Below are 21,791 nucleotides of genomic sequence, written 5' to 3'. Positions count from 1 at the left end.
TCCTTTACTCTAGCTCTGTGATACCTAATTCCAAGATCGCAATGGGTTTATCTGATATCCTGCGAAGAGCAGGATATATGGTCTCCATTATTTCAACAAAAGATCGGTAGGGTTCATCTTTTGTTTGTGGTCCATAGACACTTATCCCGATCCAATCTATATATTTGTCACCAGGATAGTATTTTTCGATGCTATTCCAGCTCTTTTGCGGTTCTCCAAATGCATCTACATGAAAAAACCATGTAATGTTATCGACTCCATGTGCACGAAAGAGATCTATCATATATCGATAAGCATCACGAAAGCGTTCCGGCCCATCTTCTTTGTTTTTGTCACCATAAAGATGTTTGATTCCTCCTCCGTTATAGCTACCATTCCATGGAAACCAATCTCCATTGACCTCTGTTCCAAACTCCACAAGTAAAGGTATGTCTATTTCCTTGGCATCCATAGCCCACGCACTCAGTGCTTTATCAAACGCTCCATCGATGATCTTTTGCATCGTATATTCAGGATCGGGCCCGCCTTCATTAAAGTTGCTTCGTGGCATGAGCCTGATAAAAGGTATGTTCCCGCTTTCATGAATGGTTTTGACTTCAGATAGAGGAAATTTTATATGATCATACCAGTTATTGGAGAAATATGCCCAAACGATCTTCTTTTGCGCCAAAGCTTCAAAACATTTGATACGCTCTGAGGTAACATTATCCTCTGTTCCACCAAAATCTGGATTTGCCGCATGATAGATAGCTCCGAGTGGAGGTATTTGAAGTTTGTTGGAAACGATCTGTGCCTGTGATATAAAGTTTGATGATTTGATACCTTTTTGATAGGCCAGTAAACTCTCTTTGGATGAGTCTATCCTTAACTCTGTATCATTAAAGTTTTCATTCCACCATGCAACCGCTTTGACATTAGGATATCTTCCATTTGCAAGTGCATTTAGAGCTTCAGTGAGCCATTGGGCTTTTGTATGCCCGGGTAGTTCATTGCCGTATCCTGCCTGAAAGCCAACAAGCAGAAAGAAAACGAGAATCGGCAGCTTCAATAGGTGAAACATTACGCTTTTCATTTTTATCAGCTACTCTACCAATGAGGTAGCCCTTACAAACTCATATCCTTCATTTCGCAATCCAGGTATGATCTTTGAAAGTTCATCTGTTCCAAGATAGGGGTGATAATAGAAACTTGCAACAGCGTCACGTACGACTTTCAATTTTTTGGAAAAACGTATGATATCTGTAGATGTGATCGTTCTGTATCCTTCATTTGGGGCATCTTCTATATTGTGTATATTTTCAGGAATGACATAATATCCATAGGTATCTTTTCTGATGATATAGGGGTAGAATTGCCCGACAAATTTAGATTTATCACTCTCATCCGGATAGTAGATTAGCCTTGAATACTGTATCGGATAGACCTCTTTGATAGCACGGTAGTGGTCTGGACCGGCCATGTAGTGTGGTGCTTCCCATGCAAACGCTTGTATACTAACTACATCTAAAATAGTCCTACCATCTATGATTCTCTGTTTTGCCCAAGCACCATCATCATTTTCCGAAGGTCCTACATAGGTATAGTTACCATCGTTATTGAGATCTGTTACGATCATAAATTCAAAATCATCTGCTGTAACACCATTGTATGGATTGATGTAATCATAGAGTTGGTGTGTGAATCCATGCTGTACAATGTCTATACGTCTCTCAAAATAATACTCTTTTAGTTTTTCACCAATAGGTGATTCATATAGTTTAATCGTAGTATCAAGACCATTATGATAGACACCAAATGGATCCTCATATTGAGGAATTGTTGCAACATTAAATGGTATGTTCTTGCTTTGCATATAGTCTGCTATTGCTGTCAGATCAGAAGGATTTGTTTCTGCATTGACATCTTCCAGTCTCATGATCGCCTTGTGTACTTCATTGTGGTCTATACCAAGCATATCATGCAAAAGATCTGCAAAGGCTAGATATCTATCCTCTTCGGACATATATGTAAAAGGGATATCACCTACAAACCAGAAATTTCCAGACTGTGTAATATAGGGTTCATTGGATATAGATAAATTGAATGTTGAGTTTGTTTCAGCGAAGATAGTTGTTTTATTTTCATTGGAGATTAAAATGGTGTTAAGTTCCAGCGCACATGCATAGGTATTGTTCCCCTCATTATAGCAGTTTGTTGTATCTGCACCTGGTGTTGCAAAAGGGATAACACCCTTATAGAGTTCTGTATTTTTATACCAGACACGATTATAATCTGTGTCTGTACCAAAACTTGTAAATCCAGTCGACTCTTCAAATGTACTGACCCCCCAGTTGGTTGCATTTGCATCCCATTCTGTTTCTAATAGATCAAGGTTATAATTGATCCATACAACTGTTTTATTCTGTGTTGCGGTATCTTTATAGAAGTTCATATAGCTATTGTATTCGTTTGAACCGTTAGCATAATAACCTAATACATCAAAGGTAGTACCAAGATAGAATACAGTAGTAATATTTTTATCAATAATTTCATTGGATATATATGTATCAGCCGGTTTAGATGTAATGTTTAGATCAAAGTGACCCAGGAGATTTTCAAGCAAGAGTGCATTGATCTTTCCCTGTTCACCATAGGGACCTGCAGTATCGTACACTATCAGAACATTTTGTAAGGGAGGATTATTACTTGGTAAAGGAAGAGCTATAGGTGCCGGATCAGGATCAGCAGGTGGTGTTGTCACACCACTGCCGCCTCCGCCACCTCCGCAAGAAACGAAAAACAGAAGGTACATCAGCAATGTACCAAATTTAAATACTCTTTTCATTGTCAGCCTCCTTTCATATGATGCTTCATAAATGGCTGTTTATCTCATGGGATTCCTTAAAAGAAAAACTCAAGCATGAGTCTGAGTGCATGGTCATCTTCCGGATCTCCCGCATATTGATGGCGGTATTCCAGTCTTGCTCTTCCGGTATATTGATGCGATTTATATTCACGTTCATTACGCCAGAAAAAATAGGAGATCCCTGCACCTACATCAAATCTTTTGAGCGTCTCTTTTGGACCGTTATCGTTAGTGTATCCTGCAGAAGTACAAAGGTAAGGCATCCATGCATCTTGGTATCCGCTTTTCCATACATATCCGTGTTCATAGTTTGCATAGAGACTGTAGGTGCCATTGTCCAGATAGTAGACACTATCCATATACAGATGTTTCCACGGGTATTCTGTTGTAGTAGGGTAAAAGTCATAGCCATCAAAGAGTTCCCATGATGCTCTAAGCATGGTATCGTCACGACTCTCATCCCCACCTTTGAAGAATTTTTCTATAAAGAAGTAGAGTCTTTCATCTTCTAATGGTTGAAAACGTAGTCCTAGTGATGGTTGCCATGTCTCTGATCTAATGGCTAAACTTTGGTCTCGTACTCCAGCCAGTGCTTTGACATAGACTGTAGCATAGTCATTGAAAATTTCCGGTTTATAATGAAGCTCTAATGCAGAAAATCCGCCATAGTTGGCAGAAAGTATGGGAGATATTCCGCCGGTATTATTGTAGGAGTCAAGCCGCATACCATAGGTCAAATACCCAAAGAAATTTCGGTCCAATTCGGCTACACTGTATTTTAATTGATAGAGCTTGTCAATGTTTTCAGGTTCTTCCTGCTTCACGATATCGATACTTTTTTTAAAACTCTCTATAGCACCTTTTTTGTCCTTTAATTTAATTTGGCAGTAACCCAATGATTCATAATAGCCTGATCTTGGATTAAGTTCTGATGCCTTCTCAAATGCATCAGCTGCCTTTTCATACTTTTCCTGAGCATAGTACACTTGTCCGAGCTGTTCATATCTTACTGCATTGTTTGGTTCATATTGAAGAGCTTTTTTAATATGCACACTTGCTTCATCATAACGCTTTTCATGGATGAGATCATACGCTAACTGTGTCTCAGACCTTAGTTTATCTTCACGTGTAGGTTTTGGTTTGATCTGTGGTTTCTTTTGCACTGTTTGAGGTTGTGCTTTCTTCGGAATGATGTTTCTGTTACGCAAGTACACCAGTCTTTCTTTGTATTGAGGACGTGGGTCACTTTGATAGAGTGCTTCCATGAGTGCGATCGCTTTTTTGTTTTGATGATAATCACTATACTGATGGCTTAAATAGAGCTCTTGTTTGTCCGTTAAGTGTTCAAGCAGTGTGAGGTCATCAACGATAGAGAGTACTTGATTGACCTTGTGCTCTTCTTTATAAAACTTGATCAGTGAGACTGAAAAGTTAAATTTTTCTTCATTCGTAAGTCCTGCATAAGGGTAGTACTTCTCTAGCAACTGATACTGCTGTTCAGGCTCCTTTTTGAGATAAAGCACTCTTTTTAGATCTTCCGGGTTTTTCTTAAGTTCGTATACTTCCGAATAAAGTGTAATGATTTTATTTTGCATCTTGGCATTTTCATAAAGATATAACAGACGTGCTTTATTCTCATCAGAAGGTTCCGCATGATATATCTTTTCCATTGTTTCGATAGCTTTTGTTTCATCACCGCTTTTTATATACATGGATAAAGTATGTTCATTTTTCAAATCGACCTCTTCCATAGTTGCAATGATACTCTCTTCGTGACTAAACAGGTTTTCTTTTCTCAAAAGATCGGACCAAATAGCAAGTTTCTCATCCGGGATCTTTTGTGACTTGCAATGGTCTAAGTAGAAACGGGTTTCTGCAAACGCTTCATCGAAGAGTTTATGCGCAAAGAGTAGAGAGATAATTTCTAAAGATTCAGACGGACAAGATGACATGTTATATCTCGGATGGAGTATTTTTTCTAAAGCGGTATCGGTTGCTTCTTTATTTTCAGACATAATGGCTGATCTTAAAATGATATTATTGTTAAGTTCCTGTTCACTTCTTTTAAGCGTCGTAGCATCTTCTATAGAAGATGCTGCTTTCAGGGCTTGAGCATAGTCTTGCAGTTCAAAAGCGCTATAACCTTCGTAGTATTTTTGATAAGTAGATGGTTCTACGAGATCAACATACTTCCTAGCACATTTAAAATCTTTATCCTGCATACAGAGTACAACGACTCTATTGCCCGCTCTAGCATTCTTCGGGTCAATCTCTAACACTTTCAACAGAAGTTCTTTTGCTTCTTTGATCTTGCCTTCAGCAATGTAGTTATCAGCTTTTTGCAATCTGGGGTAGATTCGATATTCAGTGAATTCCTCTTTTACATGATCTACAGGGTTATTCACAACATTGGCATTTAAGAATGTAATACAATAAAGAGGTATAAATACTAGTATTCGTTTCATGCGTCGATCCTTGTAAGTTGGTCATCAGGTAAAAAGCCGAAATGTTGGCAACTGGTAATAAAGTCTTGGTTGTTTTGTGTTCTATACTCTAAAATTTCATCCACCATTCCTCTTGGAATCATTTTTTTCTTGAGTACGCTACGAAGCTGGCTAAACTCTGTCTCACTCAGATCATGGAAAAGTACCTTTTTTTGAATAGTTATGATGGTGCTTTCGTTGGTGATGTAAAGTTCGGTACGATCAGATAGCTTTCTTTTACATTCATCTACGACTACATCGACTACCTGCCCTGATGAAATAATAGGTTGTACATGATCGACAGTCTTGAGGATAATAATGTCATTTTCAAGCAATGAATAGTGATCGACTTTATTCATGGTCTCAATGTCTACTTCATCTTGGGATATGCCATGGATATATTTCAGATTGCTTTGTATGGACATCGCTTTTGCCAGATCTGTTTCGCTTATAATGTTTTCTTCTAACAGTAATCTACCTAATGCCTTCTGCTTACTTCTTTGTTTTTCCAAGGCCTGTTCAAGGGTAGCCTGGTCAATGAGTTTTTCTTCTAATAGAATATCTCCCAGTTTTTTATGGAATTTTCTGCGAAGCGGGAAATCATGGGTTGTTTTATCCCATGGAATCTGCTTCCCTTCTTTTTTAAGTTTAAAGAACTGAGCCAATGCTTTGAACATGGCAAAAAAGTTGATAAAGTTTCCCCAAATAATTCTTGGGATACTCAGTAATGCTCCTTTGATACCATAGACTTCATGGGTAAAATACATTCTCTGGATGATACGGTTAAGAAAGAAAAAAGCGTTAATGATAAGAAGGTACCAGAGTAAATCCCCTTTTTCAATGATAGGTGGGAACCACCATATATCCTGAGTGATTTTTGTATACAGTGTCATCCCAAGAATATTAATCACAAGAATATAAGCTAGTACATTCGCAAGGTTAGTAAGAATGGCTTTTCTATCTCTATAAAGAATATAGTTGGTTTTCACACTGTTAGACCATCCAAGTTGTTGCCATCCTTGAAGTGCAATACCGGTAATCCATCTTGCTTTTTGTCTGACCGCTTGACGGAATGTGGAAGGAAAAAATTCTCTAACGCTGATGAGGACCTGTTTTTTCCTGTTTTTTTCCTTACCATAGCTATTTCTGGTTGTATACTCCAGTTCAGCAGGTATTCTCACAAAGATGAGCTTCATATCCTCATGAAACAGCTCGTAGCCCAAATTATAATCCTCTGTAAGTGTATCAATTAAGAAGACGTCACCGTTGTGTATTTCTTTGAGTTTATCAATGGCTTTTCTGCTCAGGGCTGTTCCTACACCTGCACTTGGAACAAATCCCAAGATACTTTCTCTCACAATAAGGTCTTTCCCATGATTTTCTGCAAATTCATCTACATAATGTCCTGTAGTAAAATCATACCATTCTCTTTCAAACGGAAAAACAGGGATCTGGATGAGATCGTTTTTACCAATGAGGTGATTGAACAGCTTTAACTCCAAAGGGTGTATCAAGTCTTCCGCATCATGCAGAACAAACCCTTCAAATTCTATATTATGTTCTTTTTCAAATAAGAAAATGTCTTCAATGATGTGGTTGAGACAATCTGATTTATTTGTGGGCCCAGGGGTACGAGTAATAACCTTATGAACATTTCGATAATGCTCAACTACCATATCCACATCATGCTGTGTTTCGGGGTCATTAGGATAGGTACCGATAAATATATGATAGTTGTAATACTCAAAGCTTGAAGCAGCCAAGGCAGCCATATCTGCTATAACCCCTTTCTCCTGCCATGCTGGAACCATAATAGCAATAGGCTTTTCTTTATATTTATAAAGCTCATTAACATTAAATGGTTTATGTTTTTTGTATACAGTGAACCTTCGCCATATACGACGGACCCAATAATAACAATCTATAAAAAAATCATCTATACTACTTAGTAAAATAATAATAGCTGCAAAAAATACTAAATATTTTATCACTAACCAATATGCTACAACATAATCTACAAACTCCATTCCCTTTTCCTTGTCCTTTTATGAGGGGAAAAACAAATTTTATACGCTTTGTTTTCCTATATCCCTTATTTAATTCTATCATAATTTATTATATTGTTTAAGTTAAAATTAAATAAATCGTATGGAATATTTTTATACCGAAAGACAATGCCTTTTTTAAATATATTTAGATATAATTGCACCGTTATTTGAAGTGATCAGTAGGGAAATGTAGGCATTTATGTCTATGTTGGCGATAGTTTATTATCGTTTACGCTATCCGAACAGACTTCTAGAACAGTCCATGAGACTTAAAATCTATTAATTTAAAGGATATGAAATGAAAAAGTTTTTCTTACTTTTCTTAGCACTTGGTGCTGTTGCATTTGCTGGTGAAGCAGATGGTGAATCTATGATCAAAGCATACTCAGTAGTTGCTGCTGGTATCGGTCTTGGTCTTGCTGCACTTGGTGGTGCTGTTGGTATGGGTAACACTGCTGCTGCGACTATCGCTGGTACTGCTAGAAACCCAGGTCTTGGTGGTAAACTAATGACTACAATGTTCATTGCACTTGCAATGATCGAAGCACAAGTTATCTATACATTGGTAATTGCGCTTATCGCTCTTTACGCTAACCCATTTATCGGTTAATCTTAAAGACACTGAAAGGTTGTGATGGATATAATCCGTCACAACTTTTCAAACCCTCATTTTTTAAAGTCAGTAGTACTTTTAAACTACAAGTCTATGTGCGTCAGTGGTGGAACGGTAGACACGCTACCTTGAGGGGGTAGTGCCCTACGGGTGTGGAGGTTCAAATCCTCTCTGACGCACCATCTTTCTAAAACCTTTTAAATAGTTATATTTCATCCTGTATCTTTACTGTATTGATATCCATACAAAATTCGATTACTGCACTTTTTTATTTTCTGACATTCAAATGCTATTGTACATATTGGTTTAGGTTTTGAAGTGTTTCGTGTTTATATAGAGAACTAATTTGATTATCAAAAAGGTACATAATTTTATTTTTAAGGATCTATGTCAGATGAATGGAATGATGCTTGCACCGTCTTTTATAGGCGATCTTGTCTTGATATAGGCTATAGAATATAATCTATACATATATTAACTATTATCTATTTAAATAATATAATATTATATTTAGTCTTTTTTTTAACAAAAGTGTATGAAATGCCGTAAAATAGGGCTTTTTATTATATTTTTATCTTTTTTTAAGAATTAGTTGTGATATAATGATTCCATCTTAAAAACAAGGAAGTAGAATGACAAAAGCAGATTTCGTAGAATTGGTACAGAAAAACGGTGAGTTTGAAAGTAAAGCAGCAGCAGAGAGAGCGGTAAAAGCATTTATCACTTCAGTAACTGAAGCATTAGTAAAAAAAGAAACTGTATCATTGGTAGGTTTCGGAACATTCTCTACAGTAGACGTAGCAGAAAAAAGTGGTAAAGTTCCAGGAACTGATAAAACTTATACAAAACCAGCACACACAGCACCTAAGTTCAAAATGGGTAAAACACTTAAAGACGCTGTAGCAGGTAACTAAGTTCATTACCATATCTACTACCTAATGGTAGTAGATACTCTTCACGTTATTTCCCCTTACATGTTTAAAACACCCTATAACCATCCCTAAGATATACTACATTATTATTTTTTCTAAGGATGTTTATGCAATTACAACATACAATATGTTTAGGTGTGGCAGGGAACTTTGCACACCATTTAGAACAAGCAGGTGAACTCAAAGATTTCGAAAATGTCATGACTGCTGAACCTGATGCACCCAAAGGTATATTTCCTTTTTATCTCCCTGGATCAGATTCTTTTTTAGGAGTGTACTCTATAGGTACAGACAGACTTACCCTTCCAGAGTATGAAGCCAATGCACAAGTTGAACCGGAGATCGCTGTACTCTTTGATATAGTCTATGATGAGGGGAAAAAGGTCATTGATCTCATCGCTCAAAAATTTACTACGTTCAATGACTGTACTATTCGTAAAGAAGGGGCAAAAAAGATTTCAGAGAAAAAGTCATGGGGGCCTAATTCTAAGGGTATCGGTGATACATGGATACCTATTGACAGATTTGAAGAGGGTGGTGTGATGGATCATTATCATTTATGTTCTTTTGTAAAACGTGAAGGTATCTTACATCCCTACGGTGTGGATGCCCCACTGTTAGGATACTCTTACTTCTATACGAAGCTGAAAACATGGTTGATCGACAAAATGAACACCCAAGAAGATTTCGGACCTCTGGAAAACATCGCTGCACATCTTCAAGCAACACATTATCCTAAACAAGCCCTCATCTCTATAGGTGCGACAGCTTACGCAGAGTTTGGTGAAAAGAATTATTTAAAAAGTGGAGATGAAGTCTATGTCATTGCTTATGACCATCGTACAGAGGACTCAAGTATAGAACCATCGGCTCACAAGGTTATATTACACCAAAAAGTAAGCTCATAGTTTAAAAAGAATGAGGCTTACAGACATCACAAGCATACCAATCACTAGGCCAAAGATGGTGGTATGGTCATTACCATAGACTCTAGCAGCAGGTAAGAGTTCATCAAATGAGATATAGACCATAATACCAGCAACCACACCAAATGTGATCCCTAATGCCAGATCTCCCATGATAGGTACCAAAATGAGGAATCCAATGATCGCACCTACAGGCTCTGCCAATCCAGAGCACAAGGCATAAAGAAAGGCTTTTTTACGATCTCCTGTTGCATGATAGACTGGAAGAGCGATGGCCAATCCTTCTGGAATGTTGTGAAGTGCTATGGCTAGTGCAATAGATATCCCTGTAGTCATATTATTTAGGGCTGAGACAAAAGTAGCAAATCCCTCTGGAAAGTTATGTAAGGCAATGGCAATAGCCGTAAAGAACCCCATACGTGCCAGTGGTGCTCTATAGTTTTGGATAGTTTGTGTATCCTTGTTATCTATACTGTTTTCAATATCAAGGGTATGGTGGGGATTGATATTGTCAGGAATTAATTGATCAATGACAAATGAGAGTGCAATGCCTACAAAAAAAGCAACAAGGCCTAAGCTTTCACCTAAAATCTCTCCATATTTTAACGTAAAAGCATCTTGGGATTTGACAAGGATCTCTACAAATGAGACATAGATCATGACGCCTGCAGAGAAGCCTAGACCTACGGATAAAAATTTTGTATTTTTCTCACCGCCCCAAAAAGTAAAGAGAGCCCCAAGGGCAGTAGAAAGACCTGCAAACAAGGTTAACAAAAATGCAGGTAACATCTCTGCGATTGTCAATGCTTGCATCTTTCTACTCCATCATATTTTATTACATTATGAGATACTCACTATCTGTCAGCCTAAGTTTCAATCATCACTTTTTAGTGCATATTTTTTTTGAGGTCTGTTATAAACTCAGTGATATCATCATGTAGTGCCTGAAGATCCTCTTCATGTTCTACCTCATCTGCAAGTATTTCTGAGACGATGTCATACGTTACGATATCTTTATCTCGTGTCATATCTGCGAGTTTTGAATAGACTGAGATAGCACACTGTTCTCCTTTAATTGAATCTTCAAGTATACTTACTACATCAAAATCTTTTGGTTCTTCATATCCACAGTTCGTATGCGTAAACCACTCTTGTGGATTGAGGAGAGGAGTCCCACCAAGTTGAAGAATCCTGTCTGCTACCATATTTGCATGTCTGAGTTCATCTGTCGCATGCTGTGTCAGTTCTGCTATGGCTGCATCCTTCATAATACCCTTGATGACTTTGGCTTCAATGAAATATTGATAATAAGCCAACCATTCATCCGCATACGCTTTATTGAGCATTGAAATAATCTCATTGATATCTAAACCTTTGATAATCGAATTACCTCTTTTTGCCATACTAGATCCTTTCAAAGTTATTAAGGAAAAAAATTATCCTTTGTTCATTGTAACGCTATTAAACTTAAAGGGAAATAGTTCTTTTTTTATGTACTAACGAAAAATTGGCTAAAATACTGAAAAGAGATAGAGAGGGTAGAATTTGAAAATAAGATATTTTTTTCTGGCAGTGGTATTGGTAATATTTTATGGATGTGAACAGAGTAATGTTTCTAAAGCCCGTTTAATGGAAGACCCGACGAAAAAACAGGAGGCTGGAGCATCTGATAAGCAGGCATATAAAGAAGCGAATGAAACCTTGGAACTTCAAAAACTGGTCGGGGCCAATCAGATCGCTTTAGCAAAAATCGAATCAGAGAAACTTCAGCAACTTAAAACACTGGAACTGGAGCAGACAAAACTACAAGCGCAAGAGGCAGCTAAATTACAGGAGAGTAAATTAGCGTATGAAAAAGAGCTGCAAGGCATGAAACTTGCTCAGGAGAAAGAACTTACTATGCTTCAGGAAGAACGGCTTCTATCTAACCAGGGGAATCAAAACAGACTGTCCCAGATCATACTCATCGTAAGTACGTTGCTTGTATTGCTTATTTTACTACTTCTGCTATGGATCCATAAAAAGAACAAAGCCCATGAAACAAAGATGCATGAAGCCTCTTTAAGACACGAGGAGTTTATGCAAGCAAGTCAGCAGCATCATGAAAAGGTCACAAAAATGTTAGAGATCGTAGTGGATGAAAAAACAGATAAAAATATCAAAAAAGAGTTAGTGAAAATGCTCAAAGAACAGGGAGAAGACCCGGTTCTTTTATTAGAAGATAAAAAAAGCTAAAGGCTAGTTGCCAAACCAGCTTTTAACTCTGTCAAATGCTGATTCGAAAGTGCTTTTGTGTGGTCTACTCTCCACACCATAACTCTCTTGGAGTTTTTCGAGAAGCTCTTTTTGTTCATCACTGATCTTCTTAGGGAGTACCATACGTACTTGTGCGATAAGACGTCCTCTTCTTCCGCTATGTACATCAGCCACACCTTCACCATTGAAGACAAACTGTTCTTTATCTTTGGTGCTTTGTTTAAGCTCCAGTTCCAATTCACCATCAAGCGCAGGGATGGAGATAGTTTCTCCTAGGATCGCTTGTGTGAAGAAGACAGGTACTTCTATATAGATATCGTTTCCATTACGTATGAAGTTTTCGTCTTCTTCTACATGGAAGGTAAGGTAGAGATCACCACGTTGTCCGTTTTTGGCTTCGTTTCCATAGCCTTGTGCTCTTAGGCGGTTACCAGAATCTACACCGGCAGGAATGTTCACAGTAACGGTATCTTCTTTTTCATGATACCCTTTACCATGACAGCTCCCACACTCCTCTTTAATACTTTGTCCTTGACCATGGCATTTTGGACATGTTTGGGCAAACTGCATAGGCCCTTGTCTCATTAGCACCTGCCCCTGTCCTTGACAATAGTCACATGTTTCCAGTTTTGCATCTTTTGCACCCGTACCTTGACAGTCACCACAAGGTGTTTTGTAACGGATCTCTATTTTCTTTTCACAGCCAAAGACCGCTTCATGAAATTTTAAAGGCACTTCTATCTCAAAGTCCAGTGCATATTTTTGGCCCGGGTCTCTGCGCGCTTGGCCAAAACCGCCGAATCCACCGCCAGAGCCTCCGAACATAGAGTTAAAGATATCCATGATATCATCCATGTTCGCACCGCCAAATCCACCGCCCATGCCGCCTTGGCCTTCGAGACCTGCTTTACCGTAACGGTCATAGATCGCTCTTTTTTCTTCATCGCTGAGTACCTGGTAGGCTTCGTTGACTATTTTGAACTTATCTTCCGCTTCTTTATCATCAGGATTTCTGTCTGGATGATATTTCATCGCAAGTTTTCTGTATGATTTCTTAAGCTCAGCACCTGAACAGTCTTTGCTGACTTCAAGTACTTCATAATAATCTAAATCTGTCATTGATATATCTCCATAGCTAGGGAATGTTTTGGGGCGAATTCTACCATAATTTGGTTATAATCACAAAAATATAAATAATAGGTAGTTTATTATGGTTGTACATATCGTCACATTTAAATTTAAAGAAGAAAATAAAAAAGCCAATATCATACAGGCAAAACAGATGTTGGAAAATCTTATGGGGGCAGTACCGACACTAAGAAGTATAGATGTCGGTGTGAATTTCTCTACGGAAGAACGCGCGATGGATCTCAGTATCATTACGGTATTTGAAAGCAAAGAAGGATTGGATGCTTATGCGATACATCCAGAACATCTTAAAGTTGTGGACTTTATCAAAACAGTGGTTGAATACTCTAAAGTTGTAGATTATGAGAAGCGTTAAGAAATGATGAATAGTTTCATGATTTTAGCTTCGGAACCGAAGTGGTCGGAACGGAGTATAGCCATGAAGGCGGCGTCCTAATGAAACACTACAAGATAGAAGCCTTTGAAAACCTGGTGGAGGCCTTTGGTTCTTTACCTTCCATTGGTAAAAAAACAGCGATTCGTTTAGCCTATCATGCAGTGATGGAAGACGGATTTGGGGCTATGAAACTGGCACATGCACTGGAAACAGGTGTCAATGCCATACAAAAATGCAGCAAATGTCACAATATGAGTGAAGATGAGCTTTGTGCCATTTGTTCCGATCCCTACAGAGATAATACAAAACTGTGTATTGTGCAAAGTGCTAAAGACATCTTGACCATAGAAGAGAGTGGACAGTTTGATGGTGTCTATTATGTGGTTACTGAGGTAGGCGATCTGGATGAAGCACATCTGTTCTATGCAGTAGGAGGTGTGGATGAGATCATCTTTGCATTTCCTCCGAGCATTGCTACAGATACAATGATCCTTTACATAGAAGATAAGCTTAAGGGGCTTGAGATAAACTTTACGAAGATCGCCCAGGGTGTACCTACAGGGGTAGACCTGGAGAACATAGATGTGATGTCACTTTCACGTGCTTTAGAAGCGAGAGTGAAGATCTAGCAGTGTAGCGGATAGAGAGTCTATTCGCACTTCTTGTCTATATACTCCTGCACAAATTGACGTACCTCTGCATAGACAAAAGAATCTTTATACCCCTCTATTTTTCCACCGCTCGCATTGGGGTGTCCACCACCATTTCCGATGTGAGCAGCCATAGCAGAGACATCCATTTTGTTGTTACTTCTCAGTGAAAAATGTCCTCTGAAGTTCACATCCATATAGAAGTCATAGTCATCATTTTCTACCATACAGGCATTTCCTATGAGGGAAGTATTCCCTACATTGTAGCCAAGTATACCCTTATAGCCTTTGTAGTGGATGGTAAGTCGTTGTTTGTCCTTGGTAAGCAGGTCTGTGACATAAAAGGCAACCAGGTTGTCTTTGGTGTTGTTTTCACCTTGCCTAAAAAATGCTTTTTTGATCTGGTGTAGATCATCATCCAGTTGTATGGGTGCATCTTCTTCGCTTACTCTTTGTTTTGCAGCTTCTATAAGAGAGAGTTTAAAGGCTCTGTCCTCTGCCGGAAATAAAATACGGTTGACCTCTCGTGCACCTGAGATCATACCAAGCATCACTTTTCCATATTCGAACAGTGTATCATCACTGAGCCAGATATCGATGGCATTGATCGCATTTACGATAGTAGCGAAATCACTGCTCTTATCAAATTCATAATGTAGCTGCAGCCAGTCATAGGTAATAAGTGTAGCACAACGTGTGGTGTCAAGTTTATACCAGGCAAAACGTTCTGCAGCAGGTGCTCCTGTAGCATGATGATCAAGCAGTTGAAGTTTCGCACCGATACGTACAGCTTCATTCTCTATCCAGGTACCCTCTTTGGTAGTAAGATTGAGGTCTGTAATAAGAATGAGTGCTTCGATCTCATCTCCATGTAAAAACTTATCTTGTTCGATCTTCTTCACGATCTCAGCCAGTCTTGCCGTTACCTCCGGGCCATAGTTTGCATTATAGCAGTCGATGGTGTCGAAACATTGTTCTGAGAGATATTGACATCCGTAACCATCAAGATCGATATGTGAGAGGTGGTAAACATGTTGTTTCATAAAAATATGCCTTTTTGAGGGTAAAATATAAATGTATTATACAATGAAGTACTTGTAGGTCGATAGAATCGACCCCTGAAGAGATGTAACTGGCGATAGGGTTAAAGTATGTCGCCCAGTGTTAAACCATTTAAAAAATCATCTATCTTCGTTTGAAAATTGATGAGAAAAGGTGAGATAGCACAACTTCCTATGGTTCCATTCGGACAGGTACTCATGTAGCTGGTACAGTCAAACACAGCAGGTGCCTTACCTTCAGCAGCAATAATGATATCTTTTACACTGATCTCATTTACCTCTTTGGCTAAGATAAATCCACCATGCGCACCTTTGCGTGATTCAAGGATACCTTGTTTTGCAAGACTTTGTAAAATCTTTGCAAGAAAACTTTTAGGGATACAGAGTTCATTAGCCAACTGTTCTGCACCGATAGGACTGTCAGATTTTCGTATAGCATCTAAAGAGAGTAGAGCATATTCACTTGCACGGGTCAATAGCATAATCAAACCTTTTTCTTAATTAGGAGTATTTTACTCTAATTAACATTAAAAAATGATATTAAAAGTAAGCATAGCAGATATCAATATTCGTCTAAGCTTATTATGCTATGATTGCGTTCCCAAATAGAATTTTGGAAATTAAATACCAATCAGGAGGTCATTATGGCTTTAGATCAGGCGAAAAAAGCAGAAATTATTGCTAAATATGCTAGAGGAAACGGCGATACAGGTTCAACAGAAGTACAAGTAGCTCTTATTACAGAGAGAATTAAATACTTAACTGATCACCTTAAAACAAATAAAAAAGATCACTCTTCAAGATTAGGTCTACTTAAACTAGTAGGTCAAAGAAGAAGACTTATGAGATATCTTAAAAATACAGATCTTGCTAGATGGAACACTATCAAAGCAGATCTTGGTATTAGAAACTAATACTTTATCTCTTATCAGCCTTTGGGCTGATAAATTCTATACACACTAAACTACAAATACTTTTCCCATCCAATTCCCAAAAACACTTTATTTTACACACAAGTTACACATCAATTTGCTAACTTACAAATAGACATTTAGGCACTTTTTACTAAGTTTAGTCATATCAACTCAACTAATACTTGACAAAGATACACTCAATGTTGTATAATTGCCGCAAGCATTAGATATGAAGATGCACTATTTATAAAATTTATAAACAAAAGGAGGTCTGTATATGAGTCAAGAGAATGAAAATCTTGAGGAGCCTCAGGCAGAAGAACTCGAAGAGCAGACAGAAGGAGAGGAGACTGCGGAAGTTGATCCCCTTGAAGCTGCACGTGCAGAAGCTGCTGACTATAAAGATAAGTACCTCAGAGCCCATGCTGACTTTGAAAACACTAAAAAGCGTTTAGAGAAAGATAAAATGAATGCTGTATCTTATGCAAATGAAAGCTTTGCAAAAGATATCTTAGCCGTCATGGACTCTTTTGAGAACGCTCTTGCATCTATGGAGAGTGCAGATGAAGAGAATACTTCAGAAGTACTTGAAAAGATGAAAGAGGGAGTCAATCTCACCTATGATCAGCTTAAAAAGATATTGGAAAAAAACCATATCAAAGAAGTGGCGTGTGAAGGTGAATTCGATCCAGAAGTACATCAGGCGATCATGCAAGTGGACAGTGATGCGCATGAAACAGGTGATATTGTTCAAGTGATGCAAAAAGGGTATACGATAAAAGACCGTGTATTGAGACCAGCGATGGTTTCGACCTGTAAATAAATAAAAATAAAAAAGAATAGTTAAGGATTCAATATGGCAAAAGTATTAGGAATAGACTTAGGAACAACAAACTCTGCGATGGCAGTGTATGATAATGGTGAGGCAAAGATCATTGCAAACAAAGAGGGTAAAAATACGACACCTTCTATCGTAGCATTTACAGATAAAGGTGAAGTACTTGTAGGTGAGTCTGCAAAAAGACAAGCGATTACAAACCCTGAGAAAACAATTTACTCTATTAAAAGAATTATGGGTCTTATGATGAGTGAAGATAAGGCTAAAGAAGCACAAGAAAAACTTCCTTACCACATCATAGACAGATCTGGTGCATGTGCTATCGAAGTAGCAGGTAAAACATATACACCACAAGAGATCTCTGCAAAAGTACTTATGAAAATGAAAGAGGATGCAGAAGCATATCTTGGTGAGACTGTAACAGATGCAGTTATTACAGTACCGGCATATTTCAATGATGCGCAAAGAAAAGCAACAAAAGAAGCTGGAACGATCGCAGGACTAAATGTACTTCGTATCATCAACGAACCAACATCAGCTGCGCTTGCATATGGGCTTGATAAAAAAGAAGCAGAGCAGATCGTAGTTTATGACCTAGGTGGTGGTACATTTGACGTTACTGCACTTGAAACTGGTGACGGTGTGGTTGAAGTTATGGCAACAGGTGGAGATGCATTCCTTGGTGGTGATGACTTTGATAACAAGATCATCGATTTCGTAGCAAATGAGTTCAAAGCAGAGACTGGTATAGATGTAAAAGCGGATGTGATGGCGCTTCAAAGAGTTAAAGATGCAGCTGAAACCGCAAAAAAAGAGCTTTCATCATCAACTGAAACGGAAATCAACCTTCCATTTATCACAGCGGATGCATCAGGGCCAAAACACTTGGTGACAAAGATCACTAGAGCAAAATTTGAATCACTTATCGGTGACTTGGTAGCAAGTACGATCAAAACAGTACAAGGTGTACTTAAAGATGCAGGTCTTAACACTTCAGATATCAATGAAGTAGTGATGGTCGGTGGTTCTACAAGAGTACCATTGGTGCAAGAAGAGATGAAAAAATTCTTTGGTAAAGAGCTTAACAAATCTGTGAACCCTGATGAAGTGGTTGCACTTGGAGCGGCTATCCAAGGTGGGGTACTTGCAGGTGATGTAAAAGATGTCCTTTTACTTGATGTAACACCACTTTCTCTTGGTATTGAAACATTAGGTGGAGTGACAACTAAAGTGATAGAAAAAGGAACAACGATCCCAGCGAAGAAGTCACAAGTGTTCTCAACAGCTGAAGACAACCAACCAGCGGTAAGCATCCACGTACTTCAAGGTGAAAGAGAGTTCTCAAAAGACAACAAATCACTTGGTATGTTCGAGCTTAGAGATATCCCTGCAGCACCAAGAGGTGTACCTCAGATCGAAGTAACATTTGACATCGATGCGAATGGTATCTTAACTGTATCTGCGCAAGACAAAGGCACAGGTAAATCTCAAGAGATCAAGATCACTGGTTCGTCAGGACTTTCTGATGAAGAGATCGAAAAAATGGTTCAAGATGCTGAAGCGCACAAAGCTGATGATGAGAAAAGAAAAGCAGTAGTTGAAGCAAGAAATCAGGCAGATGCATTGGTTCATCAGACGAAAAAGTCATTGAGTGATCTAGGTGAAAACTTTGATGCGACAGAAAAAGCAAGTATTGAAGCGGCTATCGAAGAGCTTGAAGCTGTAATTAAAGATGACTCTGCAACAAAAGAGCAGATAGATGAAAAAGTAAAAGCATTGACTGAAAAAAGTCATAAGCTAGCTGAAGCGATGTATGCTAAAGAACAAGGCGGTGCGAACCCGGAAGCAAAAAAAGCGGACGATGACGATGTTATCGATGCTGAAGTAGAGTAAGTCTCTGCTTTGATAATCCATACTATTCATAGGAGGCATAAGCCTCTTATGATTGGAATAAAATTGAAAATAAGAGATAAAGATTTTTTATTTTGAGTTTTACTTCTTCTATAAAATATGACTAAAATCAAGTGTTATATGAATCAAAAGTCAAATGGATGCTGTGCCATCAACCATAGGTACGTACCTTCTTCACTAGTTGCTACATCAAACCGTATCGGTAATTCGGATACCATGGCACGTAGACTGATCCCTGCATCATATTTCATGTCATTGACAAGATCAATCGTGTATTGATCATGTACCCTTCCGGCTTCTGCAAACAGAACGACCTGAAACCAATCTACTTTTGCTGGTATCCAGGAGATGTCCTTCAGAGGATTGTAGTCGATGATAGCTCTGTATTCCGCAGCAGCGTAGAAGGCTGCCTTGTCTGAAAAACGATCTTGATCATAGCCTCTCATCCTATTAAATCCACCCAGTCTTGCCCCTTCCCACATAGGGGGACGATGTGCATCAAACCCGGGAGAGATCTCTGTATCATTATCCCAGGAGAATGAGTACCCTGTCCATAGACTTAAAGCCAGGACATTTTGTTTTGTGAAAGAAAAAGTGTCAAGTTCAAAGTAGTGATTATACTTAAACTCTAAAAAGTCCCAACTCTGAAGGGAGTCTCCCCAGCCAAAATCTTTTGAGTATTGCAGTTGGAACTGGTATCCTCTAGAGGGGTTAATATCAAAATCCGTATTATCATGTGTAAGAAAAAATCTCAGCCCATTGGTATTCCATGTGGGGCGAGATGTCCCGTTTTCCCACCAAATAGAATCTTCCCACATCTCTGTATTCTCTGTATTGTCTGTTTGGAAAAATGTTTTTATCCCTACAGAAGTTCTACCGGTTATGAAAGGTACACTGCCTCCACAATCCTCTCTACCTACACAAAAACCTCCTTCCAGTCTATAGAGGCCTTCAGGGTTGTCCACTCCTTCTCCTATGGGAAGTGTGTATCTGAAGGTAGTGGTAAAGAAATCTGAATCACCTGAACTTATGTAGACATCATCTTTATGAGATGTATGTGAGCCATCTATATAGTAGCGGTTTTTTGGGAAATAACTTTTGAAAGCCATAAAAGAAAAAAAGAGTCGATCGGTGTAAGGAAGTTTATAGTCTGAAAAGGAAATAAATCCTCCGGAAAAGGTCGCTTCATCCGGCTGCTCATTGATGGTCACATCTTGTGGAAGGCCGGTAAAGAGTGTGGCTGTAAATCTAGTTTGAGGTTGGAACAAGCTTCTTCTCATTGTACTTATCCCTCCTGCAAATCCTGTAGCATCACTGGAAAATGCATAAGGTAAAAAGATCCATGTTTTACATTTTGTTGTATTACTGTCATTTTCCACTGCACTTAAAAGTGTGCTACTTAACAAAATAAATAATAAATACTTTTTATTCTTCATTTGACTATTATATCCAAAATATTACTTTGGATATTTTAGGCTATAATACATCTATGATAGCGATACGATTTAAGGATAGAATATGGAAATGAAAAAGTGTAGCACACTTGAAGAAGCGAGAAGTGAGATCGATAGTGTGGATAGAGAGATAGTAGAACTGATTGCTAAACGCAATGAGTATATTAAACAGATCGCACATTTTAAAACCAGTGTGGAAGAGGTCAAAGCAGAAGATAGGATAGCAGATGTGATCGCCCACGTAAGAGAACAAGCCATTTCCCTTGGTCTGTCTCCTAATCTTATTAATGATCTCTATGTAAGAATGATAGATGAGATGGTGGAAAGTGAGATCTCTGAATTTAAGAATGCCCAGAGATATTAATCTTCACACGCATCGTCGTCTGAGTCTGTGACTGCATTGACCGCTGAACCCGCTACATCTACAGTCGTACCTACGACAGAACTTGCAACAGAGATGGGTGCTGTTACGACTTGTGTACACCCAGAAAATAACAGCAGAGTGATGAGTATATAGAGTGTTGATGTTGATCTTTTAAGTTCTGGCATGGTGTGTCTCCCTGTACTGAATCGTTGGTCATTTTGATGCGGGATTATAGCATATACTCTTTGTGTACTCATCTACACAAAGAGTATGATAAAATATATCATTGAATTAAAAGAAGGGTTAGCATGAATATCTTACTACTTGAAGATGATGTGATACTACAGGAGATCATGGAGGAGTTTCTTGTAGAAAAAGGGTATCAAGTAGAGAGTTTTTTTGATGGTGAAAAAGCACTTGACGCGATAGGTTCCGGTTCTTATGATATGCTGCTTTTAGATGTGAATGTACCCAATATTGACGGTTTTGAAATACTCTCCTATCTACGTGAGATCGGTAATACAACACCAGCGATATATATCACCTCTCTTTCAGGGATAGAGGATCTCAAAAAAGGCTTTGATCTGGGTGCAGATGATTACTTGAAAAAGCCTTTTGAACTTGAAGAATTAAATGCCCGGATTGAACATATTGTTAGACTTTACCGATTACAAGAAGAGATAGAGTTTGACGGAATGAAGTTTATTCCCAAAGCACATCAAATTTTTCTAAAAGACGGTGTGATCGAAATGAGACAGAAAGAATCACAGGTACTGGAGTACTTTATCCGCAATATAGGAAAGATCATCTCTTGTGATGAGATCATAGAAAATGTCTGGGATGATGAAAATATTCCTGCCCATGCGACCATACGTACGTATATTAAAAATCTGAGAAAGATGTTTGATAAAGAATATTTTGAGAACATAAAAGGAGAAGGTTATCGTTTTAACATCGTATGAGCGTAAATC

22 protein-coding genes and 1 tRNA gene are annotated in these 21,791 nt (G+C 38.4%); 12 read left to right on the top strand and 11 right to left on the bottom strand.

Features of this window, described 5'->3' with window-relative positions; all coding sequences use genetic code 11:
* Positions 1-4: 4 nt before the first annotated feature.
* Genes PF327_RS01525 through PF327_RS01510 form a run of 4 tightly spaced genes read right to left on the bottom strand, consistent with a single transcriptional unit; the run spans position 5 to position 7,355 of the window.
* A complete protein-coding gene (locus tag PF327_RS01525) occupies positions 5-1,060 on the bottom strand; it encodes a glycoside hydrolase family 26 protein (protein WP_289401030.1) in 1,056 nt (351 codons plus the stop codon).
* Positions 1,061-1,081: 21 nt separating this feature from the next.
* Positions 1,082-2,824, bottom strand: coding sequence for a DUF2334 domain-containing protein (locus PF327_RS01520; protein ID WP_289401029.1), 1,743 nt, complete (start codon positions 2,822-2,824; stop codon positions 1,082-1,084).
* 56 nt (positions 2,825-2,880) lie between these two features.
* Positions 2,881-5,310, bottom strand: coding sequence for a tetratricopeptide repeat protein (locus PF327_RS01515; protein ID WP_289401028.1), 2,430 nt, complete (start codon positions 5,308-5,310; stop codon positions 2,881-2,883).
* The gene (locus PF327_RS01510) at positions 5,307-7,355 is read right to left on the bottom strand and encodes a glycosyl transferase family protein (RefSeq protein WP_289401027.1); all 2,049 of its coding nucleotides are present in this window, start codon (positions 7,353-7,355) and stop codon (positions 5,307-5,309) included. Before PF327_RS01510 ends, PF327_RS01515 begins: the two co-directional genes overlap by 4 nt.
* A 319-nt stretch (positions 7,356-7,674) precedes the next feature.
* Between PF327_RS01510 and PF327_RS01505 the strand changes: the two genes are divergently transcribed.
* The 4 genes from PF327_RS01505 (at position 7,675) to PF327_RS01490 (ending at position 9,829) form a co-directional block, all read left to right on the top strand.
* Positions 7,675-7,986, top strand: coding sequence for a F0F1 ATP synthase subunit C (locus tag PF327_RS01505; protein ID WP_008244110.1), 312 nt, complete (start codon positions 7,675-7,677; stop codon positions 7,984-7,986).
* A gap of 100 nt (positions 7,987-8,086) precedes the next feature.
* Positions 8,087-8,171: transfer RNA gene (locus PF327_RS01500), tRNA-Leu, on the top strand.
* 450 nt (positions 8,172-8,621) lie between these two features.
* Complete coding sequence (locus PF327_RS01495; protein ID WP_008244108.1) at positions 8,622-8,903, top strand: HU family DNA-binding protein; 282 nt, start codon at positions 8,622-8,624, stop codon at positions 8,901-8,903.
* A 125-nt stretch (positions 8,904-9,028) separates the two neighbouring features.
* A complete protein-coding gene (locus tag PF327_RS01490) occupies positions 9,029-9,829 on the top strand; it encodes a DUF5718 family protein (protein WP_289401026.1) in 801 nt (266 codons plus the stop codon).
* Here the strand turns inward: PF327_RS01490 and zupT are convergent.
* A complete protein-coding gene (gene zupT / locus PF327_RS01485; RefSeq protein ID WP_289401025.1) occupies positions 9,824-10,660 on the bottom strand; it encodes a zinc transporter ZupT in 837 nt (278 codons plus the stop codon). The genes PF327_RS01490 and zupT overlap by 6 nt on opposite strands.
* A gap of 74 nt (positions 10,661-10,734) precedes the next feature.
* Complete coding sequence (locus PF327_RS01480; RefSeq protein ID WP_008244102.1) at positions 10,735-11,250, bottom strand: ferritin-like domain-containing protein; 516 nt, start codon at positions 11,248-11,250, stop codon at positions 10,735-10,737.
* Positions 11,251-11,392: 142 nt separating this feature from the next.
* Between PF327_RS01480 and PF327_RS01475 the strand changes: the two genes are divergently transcribed.
* Positions 11,393-12,082 carry a hypothetical protein gene (locus PF327_RS01475; protein ID WP_289401024.1) on the top strand — a complete coding sequence of 230 codons (690 nt, stop codon included), beginning with the start codon at positions 11,393-11,395 and terminating at the stop codon, positions 12,080-12,082.
* 3 nt (positions 12,083-12,085) lie between these two features.
* Here the strand turns inward: PF327_RS01475 and dnaJ are convergent, their stop codons facing one another.
* Positions 12,086-13,222 carry a molecular chaperone DnaJ gene (gene dnaJ, locus PF327_RS01470; RefSeq protein WP_289401023.1) on the bottom strand — a complete coding sequence of 379 codons (1,137 nt, stop codon included), beginning with the start codon at positions 13,220-13,222 and terminating at the stop codon, positions 12,086-12,088.
* A gap of 91 nt (positions 13,223-13,313) precedes the next feature.
* Here dnaJ and PF327_RS01465 point away from each other — a divergent pair, with 91 nt between their 5' ends.
* Entirely contained in the window at positions 13,314-13,607 is a 294-nt protein-coding gene (locus PF327_RS01465) for a Dabb family protein (RefSeq protein WP_289401022.1), read from the top strand.
* 80 nt (positions 13,608-13,687) lie between these two features.
* Complete coding sequence (gene recR, locus PF327_RS01460) at positions 13,688-14,257, top strand: recombination mediator RecR (protein WP_008244089.1); 570 nt, start codon at positions 13,688-13,690, stop codon at positions 14,255-14,257.
* A 20-nt stretch (positions 14,258-14,277) separates the two neighbouring features.
* Here recR and PF327_RS01455 read toward each other — a convergent pair whose 3' ends face one another.
* Positions 14,278-15,321 carry a DHH family phosphoesterase gene (locus tag PF327_RS01455; RefSeq protein WP_289401021.1) on the bottom strand — a complete coding sequence of 348 codons (1,044 nt, stop codon included), beginning with the start codon at positions 15,319-15,321 and terminating at the stop codon, positions 14,278-14,280.
* A gap of 101 nt (positions 15,322-15,422) precedes the next feature.
* Positions 15,423-15,821, bottom strand: a complete 399-nt coding sequence (locus tag PF327_RS01450; RefSeq protein WP_289401020.1) for an RrF2 family transcriptional regulator — start codon at positions 15,819-15,821, stop codon at positions 15,423-15,425.
* A 162-nt stretch (positions 15,822-15,983) separates the two neighbouring features.
* Here PF327_RS01450 and rpsO point away from each other — a divergent pair, with 162 nt between their 5' ends.
* From rpsO to dnaK, 3 genes are all read left to right on the top strand, one after another.
* Positions 15,984-16,253 (top strand): 30S ribosomal protein S15, encoded by a 270-nt coding sequence (gene rpsO, locus PF327_RS01445; protein WP_008244083.1) that lies wholly within the window; start codon positions 15,984-15,986, stop codon positions 16,251-16,253.
* A 277-nt stretch (positions 16,254-16,530) separates the two neighbouring features.
* Positions 16,531-17,076: a nucleotide exchange factor GrpE gene (gene grpE, locus PF327_RS01440; RefSeq protein ID WP_289401019.1), complete on the top strand. Its 546-nt coding sequence runs from the start codon at positions 16,531-16,533 to the stop codon at positions 17,074-17,076.
* 33 nt (positions 17,077-17,109) lie between these two features.
* Entirely contained in the window at positions 17,110-18,984 is a 1,875-nt protein-coding gene (gene dnaK, locus PF327_RS01435) for a molecular chaperone DnaK (protein WP_289401018.1), read from the top strand.
* Between the two features lie 143 nt (positions 18,985-19,127).
* Here dnaK and PF327_RS01430 read toward each other — a convergent pair whose 3' ends face one another.
* Positions 19,128-20,408 carry a BamA/TamA family outer membrane protein gene (locus PF327_RS01430; RefSeq protein WP_289401017.1) on the bottom strand — a complete coding sequence of 427 codons (1,281 nt, stop codon included), beginning with the start codon at positions 20,406-20,408 and terminating at the stop codon, positions 19,128-19,130.
* A 112-nt stretch (positions 20,409-20,520) separates the two neighbouring features.
* Between PF327_RS01430 and PF327_RS01425 the strand changes: the two genes are divergently transcribed.
* On the top strand, positions 20,521-20,820 hold the full coding sequence (locus PF327_RS01425; RefSeq protein ID WP_289401016.1) for a chorismate mutase: 300 nt from the start codon (positions 20,521-20,523) through the stop codon (positions 20,818-20,820).
* On the opposite strand, the gene PF327_RS01420 is transcribed toward PF327_RS01425, so the two are convergent.
* Positions 20,817-21,005, bottom strand: a complete 189-nt coding sequence (locus PF327_RS01420; RefSeq protein WP_289401015.1) for a DUF6726 family protein — start codon at positions 21,003-21,005, stop codon at positions 20,817-20,819. The two genes, PF327_RS01425 and PF327_RS01420, sit on opposite strands and share 4 nt — an antisense overlap.
* 123 nt (positions 21,006-21,128) lie before the next feature.
* On the opposite strand from PF327_RS01420, the gene PF327_RS01415 reads away from it, so the two are divergent.
* Positions 21,129-21,782 carry a response regulator transcription factor gene (locus PF327_RS01415; protein WP_289401014.1) on the top strand — a complete coding sequence of 218 codons (654 nt, stop codon included), beginning with the start codon at positions 21,129-21,131 and terminating at the stop codon, positions 21,780-21,782.
* The last annotated feature ends 9 nt before the right edge of the window (positions 21,783-21,791 follow it).

It is taken from the genome of Sulfurovum xiamenensis (assembly GCF_030347995.1).
GTDB lineage: Bacteria > Campylobacterota > Campylobacteria > Campylobacterales > Sulfurovaceae > Sulfurovum > Sulfurovum xiamenensis.
This window is presented reverse-complemented; position numbering and strand designations above follow the sequence as displayed.

Coding starts and splice junctions, on each gene's coding strand:
- dnaK (WP_289401018.1), top strand. CDS start 17,110: ATGGCAAAAGTATTAGGAATAGACTTAGGAACAACAAACTCTGCGATG.
- PF327_RS01495 (WP_008244108.1), top strand. CDS start 8,622: ATGACAAAAGCAGATTTCGTAGAATTGGTACAGAAAAACGGTGAGTTT.
- PF327_RS01425 (WP_289401016.1), top strand. CDS start 20,521: ATGGAAATGAAAAAGTGTAGCACACTTGAAGAAGCGAGAAGTGAGATC.
- PF327_RS01465 (WP_289401022.1), top strand. CDS start 13,314: ATGGTTGTACATATCGTCACATTTAAATTTAAAGAAGAAAATAAAAAA.
- PF327_RS01490 (WP_289401026.1), top strand. CDS start 9,029: ATGCAATTACAACATACAATATGTTTAGGTGTGGCAGGGAACTTTGCA.
- PF327_RS01450 (WP_289401020.1), bottom strand. CDS start 15,821: ATGCTATTGACCCGTGCAAGTGAATATGCTCTACTCTCTTTAGATGCT.
- grpE (WP_289401019.1), top strand. CDS start 16,531: ATGAGTCAAGAGAATGAAAATCTTGAGGAGCCTCAGGCAGAAGAACTC.
- PF327_RS01505 (WP_008244110.1), top strand. CDS start 7,675: ATGAAAAAGTTTTTCTTACTTTTCTTAGCACTTGGTGCTGTTGCATTT.
- PF327_RS01510 (WP_289401027.1), bottom strand. CDS start 7,355: ATGGAGTTTGTAGATTATGTTGTAGCATATTGGTTAGTGATAAAATAT.
- PF327_RS01525 (WP_289401030.1), bottom strand. CDS start 1,060: ATGTTTCACCTATTGAAGCTGCCGATTCTCGTTTTCTTTCTGCTTGTT.
- PF327_RS01515 (WP_289401028.1), bottom strand. CDS start 5,310: ATGAAACGAATACTAGTATTTATACCTCTTTATTGTATTACATTCTTA.
- PF327_RS01420 (WP_289401015.1), bottom strand. CDS start 21,005: ATGCCAGAACTTAAAAGATCAACATCAACACTCTATATACTCATCACT.
- PF327_RS01455 (WP_289401021.1), bottom strand. CDS start 15,321: ATGAAACAACATGTTTACCACCTCTCACATATCGATCTTGATGGTTAC.
- dnaJ (WP_289401023.1), bottom strand. CDS start 13,222: ATGACAGATTTAGATTATTATGAAGTACTTGAAGTCAGCAAAGACTGT.
- PF327_RS01520 (WP_289401029.1), bottom strand. CDS start 2,824: ATGAAAAGAGTATTTAAATTTGGTACATTGCTGATGTACCTTCTGTTT.
- recR (WP_008244089.1), top strand. CDS start 13,688: ATGAAACACTACAAGATAGAAGCCTTTGAAAACCTGGTGGAGGCCTTT.
- PF327_RS01415 (WP_289401014.1), top strand. CDS start 21,129: ATGAATATCTTACTACTTGAAGATGATGTGATACTACAGGAGATCATG.
- zupT (WP_289401025.1), bottom strand. CDS start 10,660: ATGCAAGCATTGACAATCGCAGAGATGTTACCTGCATTTTTGTTAACC.
- PF327_RS01480 (WP_008244102.1), bottom strand. CDS start 11,250: ATGGCAAAAAGAGGTAATTCGATTATCAAAGGTTTAGATATCAATGAG.
- rpsO (WP_008244083.1), top strand. CDS start 15,984: ATGGCTTTAGATCAGGCGAAAAAAGCAGAAATTATTGCTAAATATGCT.